General features: G+C 50.9%; 14 protein-coding genes. 8 read left to right on the top strand and 6 right to left on the bottom strand.

Annotated features, from left to right (window positions below; translation table 11 throughout):
- Window positions 1–85: 85 nt before the first annotated feature.
- The 3 genes from IPG80_RS12435 to IPG80_RS12425 form a co-directional block, all read right to left on the bottom strand.
- Window positions 86–712, bottom strand: coding sequence for a FumA C-terminus/TtdB family hydratase beta subunit (locus IPG80_RS12435; protein WP_345107195.1), 627 nt, complete (start codon window positions 710–712; stop codon window positions 86–88).
- 51 nt (window positions 713–763) lie between these two features.
- Entirely contained in the window at window positions 764–1,636 is an 873-nt protein-coding gene (locus IPG80_RS12430) for a fumarate hydratase (protein WP_345107192.1), read from the bottom strand.
- Window positions 1,637–1,732: 96 nt separating this feature from the next.
- Entirely contained in the window at window positions 1,733–2,746 is a 1,014-nt protein-coding gene (locus tag IPG80_RS12425; RefSeq protein ID WP_345107189.1) for a GNAT family N-acetyltransferase, read from the bottom strand.
- Window positions 2,747–2,930: 184 nt separating this feature from the next.
- Between IPG80_RS12425 and IPG80_RS12420 the strand changes: the two genes are divergently transcribed.
- From IPG80_RS12420 to IPG80_RS12410, 3 genes are all read left to right on the top strand, one after another.
- Complete coding sequence (locus tag IPG80_RS12420; protein ID WP_345107186.1) at window positions 2,931–5,417, top strand: hypothetical protein; 2,487 nt, start codon at window positions 2,931–2,933, stop codon at window positions 5,415–5,417.
- A 15-nt stretch (window positions 5,418–5,432) separates the two neighbouring features.
- Window positions 5,433–6,416, top strand: coding sequence for a hypothetical protein (locus IPG80_RS12415; RefSeq protein WP_345107184.1), 984 nt, complete (start codon window positions 5,433–5,435; stop codon window positions 6,414–6,416).
- A gap of 126 nt (window positions 6,417–6,542) precedes the next feature.
- The gene (locus tag IPG80_RS12410) at window positions 6,543–9,626 is read left to right on the top strand and encodes a histidine kinase N-terminal 7TM domain-containing protein (protein ID WP_345107181.1); all 3,084 of its coding nucleotides are present in this window, start codon (window positions 6,543–6,545) and stop codon (window positions 9,624–9,626) included.
- Here IPG80_RS12410 and IPG80_RS12405 read toward each other — a convergent pair whose 3' ends face one another.
- Complete coding sequence (locus tag IPG80_RS12405; RefSeq protein WP_345107178.1) at window positions 9,627–10,343, bottom strand: class I SAM-dependent methyltransferase; 717 nt, start codon at window positions 10,341–10,343, stop codon at window positions 9,627–9,629. It abuts the gene before it with no gap.
- Window positions 10,344–10,380: 37 nt separating this feature from the next.
- Here IPG80_RS12405 and IPG80_RS12400 point away from each other — a divergent pair, with 37 nt between their 5' ends.
- Complete coding sequence (locus IPG80_RS12400; RefSeq protein ID WP_345107176.1) at window positions 10,381–11,124, top strand: phosphoadenylyl-sulfate reductase; 744 nt, start codon at window positions 10,381–10,383, stop codon at window positions 11,122–11,124.
- Between the two features lie 28 nt (window positions 11,125–11,152).
- Window positions 11,153–12,838, top strand: a complete 1,686-nt coding sequence (locus IPG80_RS12395) for a tRNA uridine(34) 5-carboxymethylaminomethyl modification radical SAM/GNAT enzyme Elp3 (protein ID WP_345107173.1) — start codon at window positions 11,153–11,155, stop codon at window positions 12,836–12,838.
- Between the two features lie 45 nt (window positions 12,839–12,883).
- Here the strand turns inward: IPG80_RS12395 and IPG80_RS12390 are convergent, their stop codons facing one another.
- Window positions 12,884–13,747, bottom strand: a complete 864-nt coding sequence (locus tag IPG80_RS12390) for a tetratricopeptide repeat protein (protein ID WP_345107170.1) — start codon at window positions 13,745–13,747, stop codon at window positions 12,884–12,886.
- A 205-nt stretch (window positions 13,748–13,952) separates the two neighbouring features.
- Between IPG80_RS12390 and IPG80_RS12385 the strand changes: the two genes are divergently transcribed.
- From IPG80_RS12385 to era, 3 genes are read left to right on the top strand one after another with little or no spacing between them, the layout of a single operon-like run.
- Entirely contained in the window at window positions 13,953–14,555 is a 603-nt protein-coding gene (locus IPG80_RS12385; RefSeq protein ID WP_345107167.1) for a DMT family transporter, read from the top strand.
- 7 nt (window positions 14,556–14,562) lie between these two features.
- Entirely contained in the window at window positions 14,563–14,829 is a 267-nt protein-coding gene (locus tag IPG80_RS12380) for a DMT family transporter (protein WP_345107239.1), read from the top strand.
- Complete coding sequence (gene era, locus IPG80_RS12375) at window positions 14,826–15,725, top strand: GTPase Era (protein WP_345107165.1); 900 nt, start codon at window positions 14,826–14,828, stop codon at window positions 15,723–15,725. Before IPG80_RS12380 ends, era begins: the two co-directional genes overlap by 4 nt.
- 103 nt (window positions 15,726–15,828) lie before the next feature.
- Here the strand turns inward: era and IPG80_RS12370 are convergent, their stop codons facing one another.
- The gene (locus IPG80_RS12370) at window positions 15,829–16,713 is read right to left on the bottom strand and encodes a YitT family protein (protein ID WP_345107162.1); all 885 of its coding nucleotides are present in this window, start codon (window positions 16,711–16,713) and stop codon (window positions 15,829–15,831) included.
- Window positions 16,714–16,736: the final 23 nt, after the last annotated feature.

Here is a 16,736-nt window from a genome sequence, read left to right as displayed (position 1 = left end):
AAGGTCATTATAAAACAATAGGCATTAGTAAGAAACGATCAGATTAAATAAAGAGGCGGAATGCATGGCATTCCGCCTGGTCGTATTAGTAAGGCTTTTCCAGCAGTTGATCTAAAACTTTTCTGGAGGCTTCATCAATGACCGTATGCTGGCTGCCGCCATGCGAATCCATGGTGACGACAACCGGGAAGTCTTTGACCTCGATCAGCCACATGGCTTCGGGAACACCAAACTCCATTTTGAACACACTGTGGACCTTGGTCACCGTTTGCGCAAGAAAGGATGCCGCGCCGCCGATGGCATGGAAGTACACACTGGGTGTTTCCTGACAGCCTTTTAACGTTTTTGCGCCCATGCCGCCTTTGCCGATCACACCTTTGACGTTGAAGTGTTTCATGACATCTGCTTGATACGGCTCTTCACGGATGGATGTAGTTGGACCCGCAGCGATAAATTTATATTCTTTGGTATCCAGCCCGGCAACCACGGGACCGCAATGGTAGATAACGGCACCATTAAGCAGTTTCTTCAGTTCTTCATACACTTGCAGGTCATCACCCTGGGGTGGGCGGGTCTTTTTGATGAAGGTATCGATCATCCATTTATGCGCAGCGTCGCGCCCGGTAAGCATCATACCGGAGATAGCAACGGAGTCGCCAACCTTTAGGTCGCGGATGGCTTCATCACTAACAGGAGTGGTAATTTTTTTCATGATCCAAGCTCCTTACGCATCACGCAGTGAGTGATGCGTAAATGGAATTCATCAATCGTACACGATCTCGTCGCCCTTCACTGTCAACTTACGGCGGCGATATGCCCAGCACATATAAGATACAGAGACAAAGTAGGACGCCGGAAGGCGGCTTAAGCCGACGATCTTGGTATCGAGGACGGTAGTCTTGCCGCCAAATCCCATTGGACCGATGCCCATTTCATTGGCTTCCTTTGTCAGGCGTTCTTCCAGTTCGGCGAGTTTCGGGTCCGTATTACGGGTGTCCATTTCGCTGAACAACACTTCTTTCGACTTGATATAGGAAGAACCACGGTCACCGCCAATGGAGACTCCCAATACACCCGGCGCACACCCCTGACCTTGAGCCTTCTGCACCGCATCCAGCACCACCTTGCGGACACCAGCCAAGTCGCGCCCGGCACCGAGAGAATTCTCTGGCAAAGAATATTGGCGACCAACATTCTCACAACCGCCGCCTTTGAGCATCAACTCAATGACAAGTTCATTCCCTTCTGTCTCTTCAAAATGAATATAGGGGAAATCGTCGCCGCCCAGGTTGTTGCCGGTGTTCTTGTCGTAGATGGCATCCACTGCATTGGGACGCATAAAAGATCGCTTGGTCGCTTCTGCCATCGCCGCTCGGATCTGCTTCTTAAGCTGGATCGTAGACCAACCGACAGGGTAATGCACTTGAAAAATGGGCGTGCCCGTATCCTGGCAGATCGGCGTGGAATTGGCGCGAGACAGGTCGATATTCTTAAGAATGGTCTCCAAAGCACCGCGCGCCGCCGAACCCGGCTCTTCCTTTTCGATAGACTCTTTTAATCGTTTTTCCACATCAGGCGGCAGGGAACTGGATGTGCGCCGGATGAGTTCAAGGATTTCATTGGTTAGATCTCGCATGGGTACCTCCGATACAGGTATTTATCTTACTCCCGAAAAGGGGATTTTGCAAAACAAAAAGAGACCGTCGTTTTCAACGACGGTCTCTTTAGCAGGTCACTTGAGGATTAGTCTCGCCCGCATCACAAAGCGATTAACGCCCCCCAGGCGGTATTTGTAATCTTCGTCGCCACGCATAAAGTCGAACTCATGCCGATTGTTCTCACAACACCATTGAATGGTATTTGCCATTAAGACCCAACCGGGGGAAAGCTCCATGTGCGCTCGACTAACGCCGGAGTTGTACCCCCAGAATTTGCCGTTGTAATCGAAGTTTAATGAGGCGGCAGTTTTTACGCCATCGATCTCCAGAAAGCCAAGCCAGAGATAACCACCTTCATGTGCAGCACGTAAAAAGGCGGTCATTTGCTCACGCATGGCAGGATGCAGGAAGGTCGCTTTGTTGGAATCTTGCACCATCAGGTCGAAGAAGGCATTAAGTTCAGGCTCGATATCCGCCGATTGGTCGACGATCACGAAGCGCACATTCAAATCAGACTCGGCAGCACGGCGCATTTTGCGGCGGATCTCGTGGCGTTGTTTCTTTTCGATATTAGCAAGATAATCCTCAAAATTTCCATTGAGGGCAATGCGCGGCGTGGGGCGGTACATCTCTTCGAGGTGAGCCCAGCCGCGTTTCTCAGATTCCGCTTTGAGCGCGGCAAGAGTCGGAGAGTCGTCGGGGAGGTTATACCAATCGAGTTTGGACCAGTTTCCGGCCAGGGATGAAGCGAGAAAATCCAACAAGCCAGTGACGAATTGAGCATGGTCATCCTTGCGGACGATCAGGTCCAGATAGTCTGAAATTTCGATACTGCCATTGAGCAGCAGCGCGGGCTGACCTTCATATTCTGCGATGAAGAGCGGAGCGATGCCAACGAGCCGATCCCCCTCACGTGCAGAAACAAGGATCAGTTGAGCGTTCTTCCATTCGCCGCCGCCACGATGCTCCCACCAAAGGCGTTGATATTCATGACGAAGAAAGGGCGTATCGCTGATGGACTCTTTGAGAAGTGCATTCCATTCGTGCGCCTGTAATTGAGAGAAATCGTTGAGAAGGGTATAGTCCATAGCCGTCGAATTTTACCAGTTTGTATGTTTATCTTTATATGTTGACCCAGAAAAAAATTCACCCCTGAAATCAGGGGTTTTTCTGATGATAAATCTTTAAAAATCGGCACTCCCCAAATTTCGAGGGCGGAAATAGCAGGGACGTTACCAGTTATAATGAAGGCGACACAAGCGGTTATCTTACATGCCTCTCGACATCAATCTTTCACCTTTATACCGAATACAGGGTCAGGAACCCACAGAAATGCCCGGCGTGTTGGCAGTAAACCCGCCCAAAACCGCCGCGCGTGGACGCGAGCAGGATCGTCTGGTCGTTTACCTTGCCCTAACAGGCAATGCCACCATCACCACCACCGAATACCGCAAATTTGCTGAAGATATTGCCAATGTCTTTTATCAAACACCGCGTGCTGTAACCAGCGCCCTGCGCGCCGCTGCCGATTCGCTTAACCGCATCCTACTTGAGCGCAATATGGGCAGCACCAGCCGCGGACAATACACGCTGGCATGGCTGGCACTCGCCGCTTTACGTGAAAATCAATGTATCTTTTCACTCAGCGGACCCATGCACGCCTATTGGTTCGGCGCAAACGGGTCGCGCCATTTTTTTGAGCCATCGATCTCCGGCAAAGGCTTGGGTTCAAGCCAGACGATCAACATCCATTACGCGCAAACCGACCTCGTCACCAATGACCTGTTGCTTTTCTGCGGACGTGTACCCAACGCCTGGGTCACCCCGCTTGAAGACGCCCAGCCCTCCTCCTTTGATGCAATGCGCCGCCGCCTGACCTCACTCACCGGCGAAGATTTGAATGCTGTCCTGATCCAAACCACAGAAGGTACAGGCACGGTTAACCTCTTTCGCGGCGCAGCACCCACACCACAGATCGAGCCGGCAGAACAACCCGAACAACAACCCGTAGTCGAAGAAGAAAAGATACAGGATGAAGTGCCCGCGCCTCCTGTTCTGGAACCAGACCTGCCTGCCACCAATCAAGAAGTTGAATCTACGCCTGAAACAGGTGCCCATCTTCTTCAACCTTCGGCGTATGCAATACCGGTGCAGCATGAAGACATGCCGCCTGCTGTTTCAACACCGGCTGCCAGCCCGTTGGCGAGTCTCCCACAAAAGACCATACCGCGCGATTTTCCTGCATCCATTCCAAGAGCGAAACCAAAAACAGAAAACGACCCTATCCCTACACCTGCTCTTGTTTTGAATGAAACACAAGTTGCTCCGGCAGTGCAACAAGAGATCGCCGAACCCGAACCAACAAGTGAACCTGTTTCCGAGATCGCCAGCCAACCGGAAGTAAAGCCGCCGCCCGCTCCACGCGAGCCTTCACCACAAACGCGCCAGGCAGCAAAAGCCGTGGTCAACGTCATGCAAGCGATTCGCAATGGCGGTGCCTCGCTTGGGGAGCGCTTTCGAAACTTCCTGCCGCGCCTGCTACCTGCTGAATCGCCGGTATCAACGACTGTCTCATCGACCGCATTCATGGGCTTCATGGCGGTTCTAATTCCGCTGATCGTAGTCACGCTTTCCGTTGTGGTCTATTTACGCTATGGGCGCAACGAACAATACGATGTGTATTACAACCAGGCACTGCAAACAAAACAACAGGCACTCACCCTCACCAATCCCGTCGAACAACGCATTGCGTGGGAAAATGTCATTGCCAATGCGGAACGGGCGGAGGAACACCGTCAGACCAACGATACGATCAACCTGAAAAAAGAAGCGAACGCAAACCGCGATGTATTACTGGGCATCACCCGTTTACAATTCAACCCCGCGTTCAGCTCAAAACTCGGCGTAGACGTCAGCCGCATGGTGGCAAGCGAGAATGACCTGTACCTGCTCAATGCCGCCAATGGCGAGATCATGCGCGCCATCCCCTCTGGCAGCGGCGGCTTTGAATTGGACACCACCTTCGATTGCAAACCCGGCAGCAACAACAGCGCCGGACCTCTGGTGGATATCCTTGCCCTGCCCATTACGAATATTTATGGCGCAACCGTGCTCGGCATTGATGCGTCTGGAAACCTGCTCTACTGCAAACCCGGCGGACCTCCACAAACCGGTCTGTTGCCCGCTCCCGATACAAACTGGGGACGCATCACCAGTTTCATTCTGGATGGCGGTAATTTATACGTTCTTGATGCCCCCTCTCGCGCTGTATGGGTCTACACCGGCAAGGAAGCTGCTTTTGTAGACCGCCCGTATTTCTTCTTCGGTCAACAAACCCCCACACAAGATGTGATCGACTTCCTCGTCACCGGCGATGAGATGTACCTCCTACATGCAGATGGGCGCATCTCAAACTGCTTCTTCAGCCGGGTCGATACCGCCGCTTCAAAATGTCAGGATCCGCTTGTGCGCGTGAACCCCTTCCCTGCATATTCAGACATGGACCTGTTCAGCACGGCACATTTCACCCAGATCCTTTTTGCCGCCCCGCCAGATCCTTCCATGCTCCTTCTGGATTCGGATGGACAAAGCATTATGCGCTTCGCCCCGCGCTCGATGGAATTACAAAACCAATTTCTCCCCACATCAGATGGAAACCCCGTTCCACGCGGACCTGTAGGCGCCGTAGCGGTCAGCCCGGATCATGTGTTGTATATTGCAGTGAACGGTCAGGTATATTTCGCAGTCAACATGCCTTGAAACAAGGAGTGCTCCATGCCCACTGTATTGGATTCCATTTTTAACATTTTTCGCCCGGCAAGTTACCCTAAAGACAACACTACCGAACCCGCCCAGATCACCCGCAGTAAGGTATTGGTCATTGTCTACGACCCGATCATGGACAAAACCACCGGGGTGAAACTTTCCAAATACCTGAAGTGGTACGACCCCTCAGACCTGCTTGTTAATTTCATTTCCGATATTACCGAAGTCAGCAAGGGGCTGGTGCGGTATGAGATCGTTCAGCGCATAGACGTGAACGAATTCCCCGCCAAAACAGACGGCTTCCGTTACACACCGCAAACTTTTTTGGATGTCTGGAATCGCACTGCCGCTCCGCACACGCCACAGGAAGTCAACTATGCCGCCATCCTGACCCAATTCAACGTCCTTAATCGCATCGCCCGCAGCGAGATCGACGAAGTATGGATCTTTGGCTTTCCATATGCCGGGTTCTATGAATCCACCATGGGCGGACCAGGCGCCTTTTGGTGCAATGCCCCTCCACTGGCAAATACCGCCAATAGCAAACGCCGCTTTGTAGTGATGGGATTTTCGTACGAACGCGGCGTCGGCGAAATGCATGAATCATATGGGCATCGCGCCGAATCTATTTTGGAAAAAACCTTCAGCAAATTAACTGGTGACGCCAATTTGTGGCAGCGTTTCATTCGCTACGAAAAATCAGCACCGGGCAAAGCCGCCTGCGGCAACATCCACTTTGCGCCGAATAGCCAGGTCGATTATGAGTGGGGAAACATGACCCCGGTCAAGAGTGAATGCTATGATTGGTTACTAAACTTCCCCAACTTCAAAGGAGATACCCGCATTGTGGATGCCTCCGAATGGGGCGGCGGGGAAATCCGCGCCCATCACAAGTGGTGGTTCAGACATTTCCCGCGTGTGATGGGGCGTAAGAACGGCATCCACAACAACTGGTGGCAGTATGTGGCTGCGCCGCAACAAGTGATTTTATAATAGAATTGCGTTTCGTATCTTTTTATACGCGGGGCGCAATATTTTTGAGTCCACTAAAAGTATTGCAAATCTTCACATTGTTATCATGTAAAAAGCGCTGTAATAAAATTACAATGATATAAAGCAATGTTCAATTCTGGTTTTCTTATCCCATTCATTTATGTCCTGGCGGCGATTTTCTATGCGCTGCTGGGTTTGTATGCATGGAGGAAGCGGCCCGTCGTAGCGGTCATTCCATTTGCATGGGCAATGCTCTCCATATCCATATGGTCGTTTCTGTATGGATTGGAGATCTTTTCCCCATCCCTTAACACCAAAATCTTAATCATAAACCTTGAATATATTGGCATCATTGGATTGCCTGTCTTTTTATTTTTCTTCGCACTGGAATACACCGGCAGAAGCCACCTGATCACACTACAGGTACGTGTGTTGACATGGATAATACCCGTCATTGTATTGCTGCTAGTCTGGACAAATCCACTTCATCATTTTATGTGGGATAGTGAAACCGTTTCACACCAAAGCTCATTGTGGTTCTTCAAAGTTCATTACGGAGTTGGCTTTTGGATCCACATATTCTTTTCCTTTGGTCTGACCCTGGTAGCCAGCATTCTGATCCTGATAGATTTTCTGCAAAGCCCCCGTGCGCTGCGGCTGCAGGTCAGTCTGGTCATTTTTAGTATGCTGTTCTCAATATTGGGAACAGTGCTATTCGTTTTCGACATTAGTCCCATAAAAAACCTGGACTACACTCCGCTATTCTTTTTGCCTACTGCCAGCAGCCTCGCATGGGTGACATTGCGCTACCGCCTTTCGGATATCCTGTCGCTGGAACACATGACGGTTCTAAAGAATATGCAGGATAGTGTAATCGTGTTGAATGATCAAAAGCGCATTCTGTATATCAACCCGGTCACTGAAAAATTGATAAAACGCACAGAAAACGAAGCCATCGGTCAACCCTTCAATCATGTGGCAGGCGCGTTTGCGCAAATCTTGCACCCGCATTTGAGAGACAGCGACTACCGTGCCGAGATAGAGATCGACGATAACAACAATACAAAAACCTTCGAAGCCGCCATATCCACAGTCACAGCAACCTCACGAGGCACATCAAATATCGTTATCACGCTGCATGATGTCACCGAACGCAAGGAAAAAGAAGAGGAGTTAAGCCGCCGCAGTTCGATCATGTCTGCCGTCAGCCGGGCTGCCGAGAAATTCCTCAAGGCAGCAGATTGGCAACAAAACATAGAAGCCGTATTAATGGATCTTGGACTGGCAGCAGATGTAAGCCGGGTGCAGTTCATCTTAAATTCCACAAACAGCCAGCTCGCAGTCACATCCAGCCTGAAGTATGAATGGACAGCAAATGGAATTTTGCCTCAGATTGAAAACCCCGACCACCAGAATATCCCTCTCGAAGCAGCAGGACTTGGCAGATGGCTTGACGACCTGTCAAATGGATACCAGATCCATGGGCTGGTCAAAGATTTACCCATAGCGGAACAAAGACTGCTCAACCAGATGGGCAGCCTGTCCATTGCAGTGGTACCTATTTTTGTAGATAATGAGTGGTGGGCATTCATGCTATTCGATGAATGCAGGGCGGAACGTCAATGGACGGGCATGGAATTGGATGCATTCCAAACTGCTGCAAATATTCTAGGTGCAGCAGAATCGCGTACTCGAACCGCTCTGAAATTATCCCGCCGCCAACTTGCCATGGGGCTATTGCAAGATATCGTAACTGTATCTCTTCAGGCGGCAAACAAGAACGAAATGGCTGAGATTGTGGCAACGCATTTAGCAAAACTGATCACCGCAGATGGCTGTTTCTTAACCTTATGGGACGATGTCAATGAACAAACCATCCCATTTGCCGCTTACGGGAAGATGAAAGACACCTACCCAAAAACTGCGATCAAACCAGGCGAAAAGACCTTCACTCGGTCTGCCCTTGAGCTCGAACACACCTTAGTCATCGACGATGTAAACAACACCCCATATGCCACGTCGTCCGTTACCGGGTTATTTCCCTCAAAATCCATTCTTGTTCTCCCGCTCATCGCAAAGAAAAAAAAGCTGGGGGCTGTGTTGGTTTCCTTTGAACAATATCACCAATTCAATCCAGAAGAAGTGCAGGTTTGCGAACAAGCCGCCTCTCTGATCGCGTTGGCGCTTGAAAAATTCCAGGCAATGGAAGATGCCAACCGCAGGGCAGACACTTCCGAATCCCTGCGCAAAGCTGGTATCGCCATTTCTGAACAAATGGAGCTTAAACGCGCAGTCAACCGGGTACTCGAACAGCTAAAGCAAATGCTGCCATATGATAGCGCCTCAGTACAGCTGCTGGAAAACAATGAGCTGCACATCATTGGCGGCAATGGCTGGGAAAACGAAGAAGACATTCAGGGGCTGCGCTTCTCTGTTCCGGGAGACAATCCAAACACGGTCGTACTCGAAAGAGGTACTTCCTACTACCTCCCCGACGCAGCACTGGTATACAAACAATTCCTTAATCCTCCGCACAACCACATCCGTTCCTGGCTTGGAATCCCCCTGATTGTGCAAGAGAAAGTGATTGGGCTCCTGGCAATCGATAGCGCAAAACCGAACGACTTCAGCGAACAGGAGATCATGATCGCCACTGAATTCGCGAACCAAGTCGCTATTACCCTCGAAAATGCCCGAATTTTGGAAGAGACTCAAAATCTTGCCATCACCGATGCACTTACCAATATTCACAACCGCCGCGGGTTGTTCCAATTGGGCGAATATGAATTCCAGCGCTCGCGCCGTATCAACCGCCCCTTCAGCGCCATCATGTTCGACATTGACCACTTCAAACAGGTCAATGACCGTTATGGTCACGCCGCGGGAGACCAGATTCTCTATCAAATTGCTCAACTTTGTTTGAGGTCATCACGGACTACAGACCTGGTTGGCAGGTACGGTGGCGAGGAATTTATTATCCTGCTCACAGAAACGAATCTCGAAGCAGCCAGATTTATCGGTGAGCGCCTGCGTCAATCCGTCATGAATACACAGTTTCATACAGAGGTGGGTGCGATCACGATCACATCCAGCATTGGCATCGCTCAGGCAAAAAATGCCGATACGCTCAACTCTCTAATCAAGCGAGCAGACGCCGCACTATATCAGGCAAAGAACGCCGGGCGCAATATTGTTATTGTAGACGACTGATCAAGCGTTCACCCAAACCTGATACAACCCCAACCTGCCATTTTCCCCATCGGAAAAAAAAGACGCTTCAACCTGCATTTGAACCTGCTCTGCCAACTCATACAGTTCCTTAGCTGAAAACTGATGCGCATACCGCAAGCCCACGCCGCCACTGCGCCAGTCGAGCAAACAATCTCCTTCATCCACATCTGAATCTGAAAGCCCCGCCTTCTCCCACGGCTGGACTCTGGCTTTTAACTTTTCACTGTTTAAGAACTGCCAATTAGAGAGATAAAATTTTCCACCTGGCTTCAACACCTTTTTCACTGTTTGCAAAATATCCAAACGCATTTCTTTTGATGGAATGTGATGCATGGTCGCAAACATCGTGATGACATCCCAGCCGCCTGCTACTGAAAGCTGATCGCTAAATCTCGAAAGCTGCATGAGATCCAGTTCTCTGAACTCAACTCCCGGCGTGGATTCGGCTTCTTGCAGCAGAGGCAGGCTAAAGTCTGCGCCGAGAAGCGTGGCTCGGTGAGCCCGGTCATGCAGCTCGCGCAGAAAAAATCCATTGCCACAACCCAAGTCCAGCACGGATTCATCCGCATTAATTGATTCGAGAATCTTTTTTACACCCGGCTGCAAACGTTGACGGGTGGCAGAAAAAGAACCGCCGAACTGGTCATAGAACTTGCGATTCAATTCGATCAATTGCATGGCAACATTGGAATTCATAATGCGATTATAACGTCGGACTGGGTATAATCTTTTCATGCTTTCTGCACTTGAGATCGCCAAACTTTCTGAAGAATTTGAAACGAAGACACCGCAAGAGATCATCCACTGGGCAGTGAAAGAGTATTTTCCTGCTGTGGCAATGAGTTCATCCTTTCAAACCCAGTCCATGCCGCTTTTACACATGGCAAGCCAGTTGGAACACCGCGTGACCGTATTTTTCATCGATACCGGTTATCACTTTTGGGAGACGCTGATGTTCCGCGAACAACTCGCCGCTGAGTGGAATCTCGATGTCGTTGACTTGCATCGCGACCCACGCTGGGATGTATTTGTGTTGCAAAACCTACGCAGGCTGCCACTCGAAGACCCCAACCTGTGCTGCTACCTTCATAAAGTTCAGCCAATGCAAAAGGCTTTGACCGGCACTAAAGCATGGGTATCGGGCATCCGGCGCGACCAAACCTCCGTGCGCTCACAGGCTCAGATACTGGAACTACAAGACGATGGCTTGTTGAAGATCAATCCACTATTGAATTGGACAAAGTCTGATGTGCAAAAATACGCCCAGGAGCACAACCTGCCCTCACACCCGCTGTTGGAAAAGGGTTACCGCAGCGTAGGCTGCGCGCCCTGCACCATTGCCATCGGCGCGAATGAGGATGAACGTTCCGGTCGTTGGGCTGGACGCGGCAAAACTGAATGCGGGCTGCATACTGAAATGTTCGAAAAGAAGAAATTAACGGAAGTAAAGCAGGAATTTAATTTAGAGATAAAATAAGATGTGCTGGTTACTTTATAGGCTGTAGATGGAATTCGCTGAAAAACGACAACTCTGGAAGAAGATCAACGCGCTAACCCCAAAGAAAATGGAGTTGGCGCATTTTCTGCTTAATAAAATCCGCGAGGGTGAAGATGTGATGACGCTCATCCGGCGGCATCCGCTTGAGGGCGGTGGATATTTGAACAAGGCGGCTCTTGTGGCTGCTTATGAGCAGTTGATCGCAGCAGGCAGCATGGAAGCGGATACCGCCCTGCTGGAGCGCATCCGCATGAAACCGATGCGCACGCTCTCTGGTGTGACCACGGTGACGGTGCTGACCAAGCCCTATCCCTGCCCGGGCAAGTGCATCTTCTGCCCTACCGATGTACGCATGCCCAAGAGCTATTTACCCGACGAGCCCGGCGCGATGCGTGCGCTCGAACATAAATTTGACCCGTATGAGCAGGTGACGAACCGCATCCGCGCCTTGAAAAATTTAGGACACCCGACTGATAAGGTCGAGTTGCTGATTTTAGGCGGCACGTGGTCTTCGTATCGCCGTGATTATCAGGAGTGGTTCATTGGCAGATGTTTCGACGCCATGAATGAACTCGAAAGCCTTCCGGCTGTGGAACCACAACGGCAGGAGATGTTGGACTCTTCCAAACTTCCTGGTATCCATTCGATTAATGAAAGCGCTCCGCACCGTAACGTGGGACTAGTCATCGAAACGCGACCCGATGAGATAAATCCTGATGAATTGCGCTGGCTGCGTCACCTTGGCGTGACCAAAGTACAGATGGGTGCACAAAGTTTCAACGATCATATTTTAGAAATCAACAAACGCGGGCATGATGTGGAAAGCACCCGTCAAGCGACGGCATTACTGCGCGCTGCCGGGTTCAAGATCGTTTTGCATTGGATGCCGAATCTGTTGGGTGCTACGCCTGAGTCAGACCGTGAAGATTTCGCAAAACTATGGAATGACTTCTGCCCCGATGAAATAAAAATTTACCCAAATCAACTTCTTGCCAATGCCGAGTTATACGAATACTGGCAGCGCGGCGAATTCAACCCTTACACCACCGATGACCTCGTCGAACTCATCGCGGACATCAAACCGTCCATTCCAAAGTATTGCCGCGTGAACCGCGTCATCCGCGATATTCCGAGCACCAACGTGGTGGAAGGCAACCGTCGCACCAGTCTGCGTCAGGATATTCAGGCAATCATGAAGAAGCGCGGCACGAAATGTCAGTGCATTCGCTGTCGTGAAGTGAAAGGCAAGGTCGTCGAGTTATCGTCCCTGCAATTGGATGACCATGTCTATCAGGCTGGCAGTGCTGAGGAACATTTCATTTCCTTCGTCACGCCCGAAGATGGGCTGGCGGGATTCATTCGCCTCTCTCTGCCTTCCAATGCATCTCCCGCTACGGGCATGGATGATCTGACTGGCGCGGCGCTCATCCGTGAAGTGCATGTCTATGGACAGTCGCTTGGCGTAGGCGTAGAAAAAACAGGCGCGGCTCAGCACGTTGGGCTGGGCACACGCCTGCTTGAAGAAGCAGAACGAGTTGCAAAAGAAAAAGGTTTTGAGAAACTTGCCGTCATTGCGGCGGTGGGCACACGCCAGTATTATCTGGATCGCGGCTTTGAACGTGGGGAATATTATTTGGTGAAGGATGTCATTGCGAGGAGCGCACTTGGGCTTCGCGACGAAGCAATCTCATAATTCAAGAGATTGCTTCGGGCGGAAAACACCGCCCTCGCAATGACATTAACTTAACTCTTTCATCCGCTTCATTCTTTCAGCTTCATTCGCCATCATCCACTCATCCTGACTCAACAACTCATACGCCTTGGCAAAATAAGGCTTGGCTTCGCTTTCGCGCTTCAAAAGCAACAAACATTCCCCGATCTCTTCGTCTACATAACCATCGCTGCCGCCAATAGAATCAAACTCGGCTTTCAATGCCATCTGTTTGGAGAAAGCTTCTTCGATGCGATTCATCGAACGCAGACAGCGTGCCACTGTCCATTTGGCGATACGCAGCCGGTCTTCGCGTCTCACTTCGCCGAAATAGGATTCGGCTTTCTGGAAAATTTCCAACGCTGATTCATACTCGCCCATGTCGTGATATGACCAGCCGGTGTTGTTGTAAAGCGAGCCAAGCCAGCCGCGGGCTTTTTCGTCAGCGGAGGATTCAGCCATTTGGATGGCACGCAGATTCCAGTTTAGAGAAGAGGCGGGGTCAGCGATGATCGCCAGCATGTGAGCCGCATCCACGGCGTAGAAATCCTCGTTCAATTCCTGTGCCATGGTCATTGCTTGTTCAAAGAACGGACGGGCTTCTTCGGGATGCTTGGATGAATTGAAGACGCGCCCGCGTTCCAGCAAATAACGAACTCGCGCACGTGAAGACTCGATGCTCAGTTGATTTTCCACCTGGTCGAGGGTGAGATGCGCATCATTGAATTCTCTTTGTAATCCTTGTGCGCGCGCGATTTGAGTCAATAGCTCCAAACGGGCGGGGTCTTCTTCGGGAAACTGCGGAAGAAGCTCAAGGAATTTTGTTTCGGTCTGATCAGGATGTGAATAATCCCAGAGCGAGTCAAAATCAGGCAGGTTCGGTTGTGACATGGCACATCTCCTTTTTTACGATCATTCCACTATAAGAAACACGATGATAACGGCGAGATACAAAACGTACAACCTTCCGCGGTGGGGTTGACATCTCTTGAAAGGACAGTGATACACTCTCGCCTTCCATAAAACAAGCAAGAATCGGGTAGGAAAACAAAAGCCTGCCAGCTACAATGTTTGGCAGTTAAACAAAGGAGTTAAATTGAAAACAAAACATTGGGTGATCTTTATCACCCTCGGCTTGATCTGGAGTTCATCCTTTTTATGGGTCGAACTTGCTTTGCGTGAAGTAGGTCCGATTACGTTAGTCGCTTTCCGTGCTTTCTTTGGTTTCTTGTTCGGTGTGGCAGTTGTGGTGACTCAGCGCATCCCCCTGCCGCGCACATGGAAAGAATGGGCTCCACTCATCGTGCTCGGGCTGACCAATATCGCCATTCCCTTCTTCCTCATTTCCTGGGGACAAAAATCCATCGACTCAGGTGTGGCTTCCATTCTTGATGCCACCGTGCCGCTCTTCACCATTCTTGTGGCGCACTTCATGTTGCACGACGATAAGATGACAACGCCCAAAGTATTGGGCTTGCTGACCGGTTTTGCCGGTGTGGTCATTCTGATGAGTAAAGATCTTGGCGCTTCCGCCAGCTCTTTGCTTGGGCAATTGGCGGTCATCTTGGCTTGTATCTTTTATGCAGCAAGCTCCATTATTGCACGCGTATATACAGAAGGCACATCCGCGACCATGCGCGGATTGGGTCCGCTTGTTTCTGCGTCGGCTGTCATGATTACATCCGCTTTCATCTTTTGAAGCGCCGATCAAGATTCCCACTCTGCCCATTACCTGGGTCGCCTTGTTGTGGATGGGTATCCTCGGTTCGGGATTGGCGTTCATTATGTTGTTCTATCTCATCCATGAAATTGGTCCCACCCGCACCACCATGGTTACCTATCTTTTCCCGCTGGGCGGCGTTACACTTGGTGTGATCTTCCTCAACGAAGCACTGACCTGGCAGATCATTACCGGCGCGGTGCTGATCATCAGCAGCCTCGCCATAGCAAACTGGAGTCCCAAACAAGCATGACCCATCGTTCCGGCTTTATCGCCATCATCGGACGCCCCAATGTGGGCAAGTCCACCCTGATCAATGCGATCCTCGGGCAGAAGATCGCCGCCGTTTCGCCCCGTCCGCAGACCACGCGCAAAAAACAGCTCGGCATTTTCACGGTCGAGAATGCACAGCTCATCTTCGTCGATACGCCCGGCATTCACAATGCCAAACACAAACTCGGTGAGTTCCTAAACTCCGAAGCCGAAGAAGCTCTCACAGGCGTGGATCTGATTCTCTGGCTGGTGGATGTTTCCTCCTCCCCAACCGAAGAGGACAAGAATATCTCGACTCTCCTCCACGGAGTCTCGCCTCGGACTCCCCGCATGCTGGTCCTCAACAAAACAGACCTGGTGCAACCCGACGAATTATCTGCCCGCGAAAAAGAGTATGCCGCGTTGGTGAACAATGCCAGCATTGTGAAAGTCTCTGCGGCGCGCAGGCATGGGGTTGGCGAACTGATCGAAACGCTGATTCAAGCCGTCCCTGAGAGAGAGGCGGAGTATCCCGATGAGCAGATCACGGACTTGTATGAAAAAGAAATTGCGGGAGATTTAATCCGCGAAGCCTGTCTCATCAAATTACGCGACGAAGTTCCGCATGGCATGGCGGTGCGCATTGACGAGTTCAAGGAACGCGAGAACGGCATGGCATACATCGCCGCGACGATCTATGTGGAACGCGAGTCGCAAAAAGGGATCGTGATCGGCGAAGGCGGCAAGATGCTGAAGTCGATCGGTTCGGCGGCAAGGAAAGAGATCGAAGACATGGGCGGGCACCCCGTCTATTTAGAACTACGCGTGAAGGTCTCAAAGGACTGGCGCAATGATGCGAATATGTTGAAGCAATTGGGGTATGGGAAGAAGAAGTAAGAGTTCGTCATTGCGAGGGCGCTCTTGTTCTTCGCCCGAAGCAATCTTCAAGGAAGAATATAAGATTGCTTCGCCGCAAAGAACGCGGCTCGCAATGACGGGATTATCTGCCTTTGAGCGGCTTGAACCCCTCACCCCAAGCCTCATGTGCCACACCAATGACGAGAAATGATTCGGGGTCACTTTCATGGACAATGGCTTTGAGGGTCGCCACTTCGGCGCGACTGACCACACAATATAGAACGGGGCGCGAGTTGCCCGTATAGGCGCCACGACCTTCGAGCCAGGTCACACCGCGTTCCATTTCTTCCATGATGCGGTTCGACACATCGTCAGGCTTGCCCGTCACGATCATCGCCGTGCGGACGGTTCCGCCGCCTTCGAGCACCGTCTCTGCAACCAAGCCGCTGATGTAGAGTGTGATCATGGCATACAAGGCTGCCTTCCAACCAAAGACAAATCCCGCCGAGAGGATCACCACTGTATCAACCATGAGATAACTTTGGGTCATGGGAATCCCGCGCCAGTTGTTGAGGATACGTGCGAGAATATCCGAGCCGCCGCTGGTACCGCGCGCGCGATAGACCAACCCATACCCTACACCGCTGACGATGGCGCCATATAACGAGTTAAGAAAAATATCGCCTTGCAAGTCGTTGATGAGCAGTTGGGTGTATTCCACAAAGGCAGGGATCTTCATCAGCAAGTCTGTAAACAGCGAATACGTCACAATGGCAACAGCCGTGCGCATGGCAAATTTAAATCCGCCCAAAAAACGCCAGCCTAATAGAAAGAGTGGGACATTTCCAATCAGCACCATTAAACCAATGGGCCAGCCGGTGAAATGATTGATCAACTGCGAAATACCGCTCACCCCACCCGAAGCCAGGTTGGCAGGAATAAAGAACAGGCGTAAGCTGACCGCCTGAAGCAAGCTGGATGCGATAATGAGGGAATAGTCTCGAATAGTGGGGAAATATTTTTTCATGCACGTTCCTTTCAGGGCTGGAA

The organism is Candidatus Villigracilis vicinus (genome assembly GCF_016702885.1).
Taxonomy (GTDB): domain Bacteria; phylum Chloroflexota; class Anaerolineae; order Anaerolineales; family Villigracilaceae; genus Villigracilis; species Villigracilis vicinus.
Note: the sequence above shows the minus strand (reverse complement) of the source record. Positions and strands in the feature narration are given on the sequence as shown.

Excerpts from the sequence above, each read along its gene's own strand:
- IPG80_RS12435 (WP_345107195.1), bottom strand. The coding sequence starts at position 712 with ATGAAAAAAATTACCACTCCTGTTAGTGATGAAGCCATCCGCGACCTA.
- IPG80_RS12430 (WP_345107192.1), bottom strand. The coding sequence starts at position 1,636 with ATGCGAGATCTAACCAATGAAATCCTTGAACTCATCCGGCGCACATCC.
- IPG80_RS12425 (WP_345107189.1), bottom strand. The coding sequence starts at position 2,746 with ATGGACTATACCCTTCTCAACGATTTCTCTCAATTACAGGCGCACGAA.
- IPG80_RS12420 (WP_345107186.1), top strand. The coding sequence starts at position 2,931 with ATGCCTCTCGACATCAATCTTTCACCTTTATACCGAATACAGGGTCAG.
- IPG80_RS12415 (WP_345107184.1), top strand. The coding sequence starts at position 5,433 with ATGCCCACTGTATTGGATTCCATTTTTAACATTTTTCGCCCGGCAAGT.
- IPG80_RS12410 (WP_345107181.1), top strand. The coding sequence starts at position 6,543 with ATGTTCAATTCTGGTTTTCTTATCCCATTCATTTATGTCCTGGCGGCG.
- IPG80_RS12405 (WP_345107178.1), bottom strand. The coding sequence starts at position 10,343 with ATGAATTCCAATGTTGCCATGCAATTGATCGAATTGAATCGCAAGTTC.
- IPG80_RS12400 (WP_345107176.1), top strand. The coding sequence starts at position 10,381 with ATGCTTTCTGCACTTGAGATCGCCAAACTTTCTGAAGAATTTGAAACG.
- IPG80_RS12395 (WP_345107173.1), top strand. The coding sequence starts at position 11,153 with ATGGAATTCGCTGAAAAACGACAACTCTGGAAGAAGATCAACGCGCTA.
- IPG80_RS12390 (WP_345107170.1), bottom strand. The coding sequence starts at position 13,747 with ATGTCACAACCGAACCTGCCTGATTTTGACTCGCTCTGGGATTATTCA.
- era (WP_345107165.1), top strand. The coding sequence starts at position 14,826 with ATGACCCATCGTTCCGGCTTTATCGCCATCATCGGACGCCCCAATGTG.
- IPG80_RS12370 (WP_345107162.1), bottom strand. The coding sequence starts at position 16,713 with ATGAAAAAATATTTCCCCACTATTCGAGACTATTCCCTCATTATCGCA.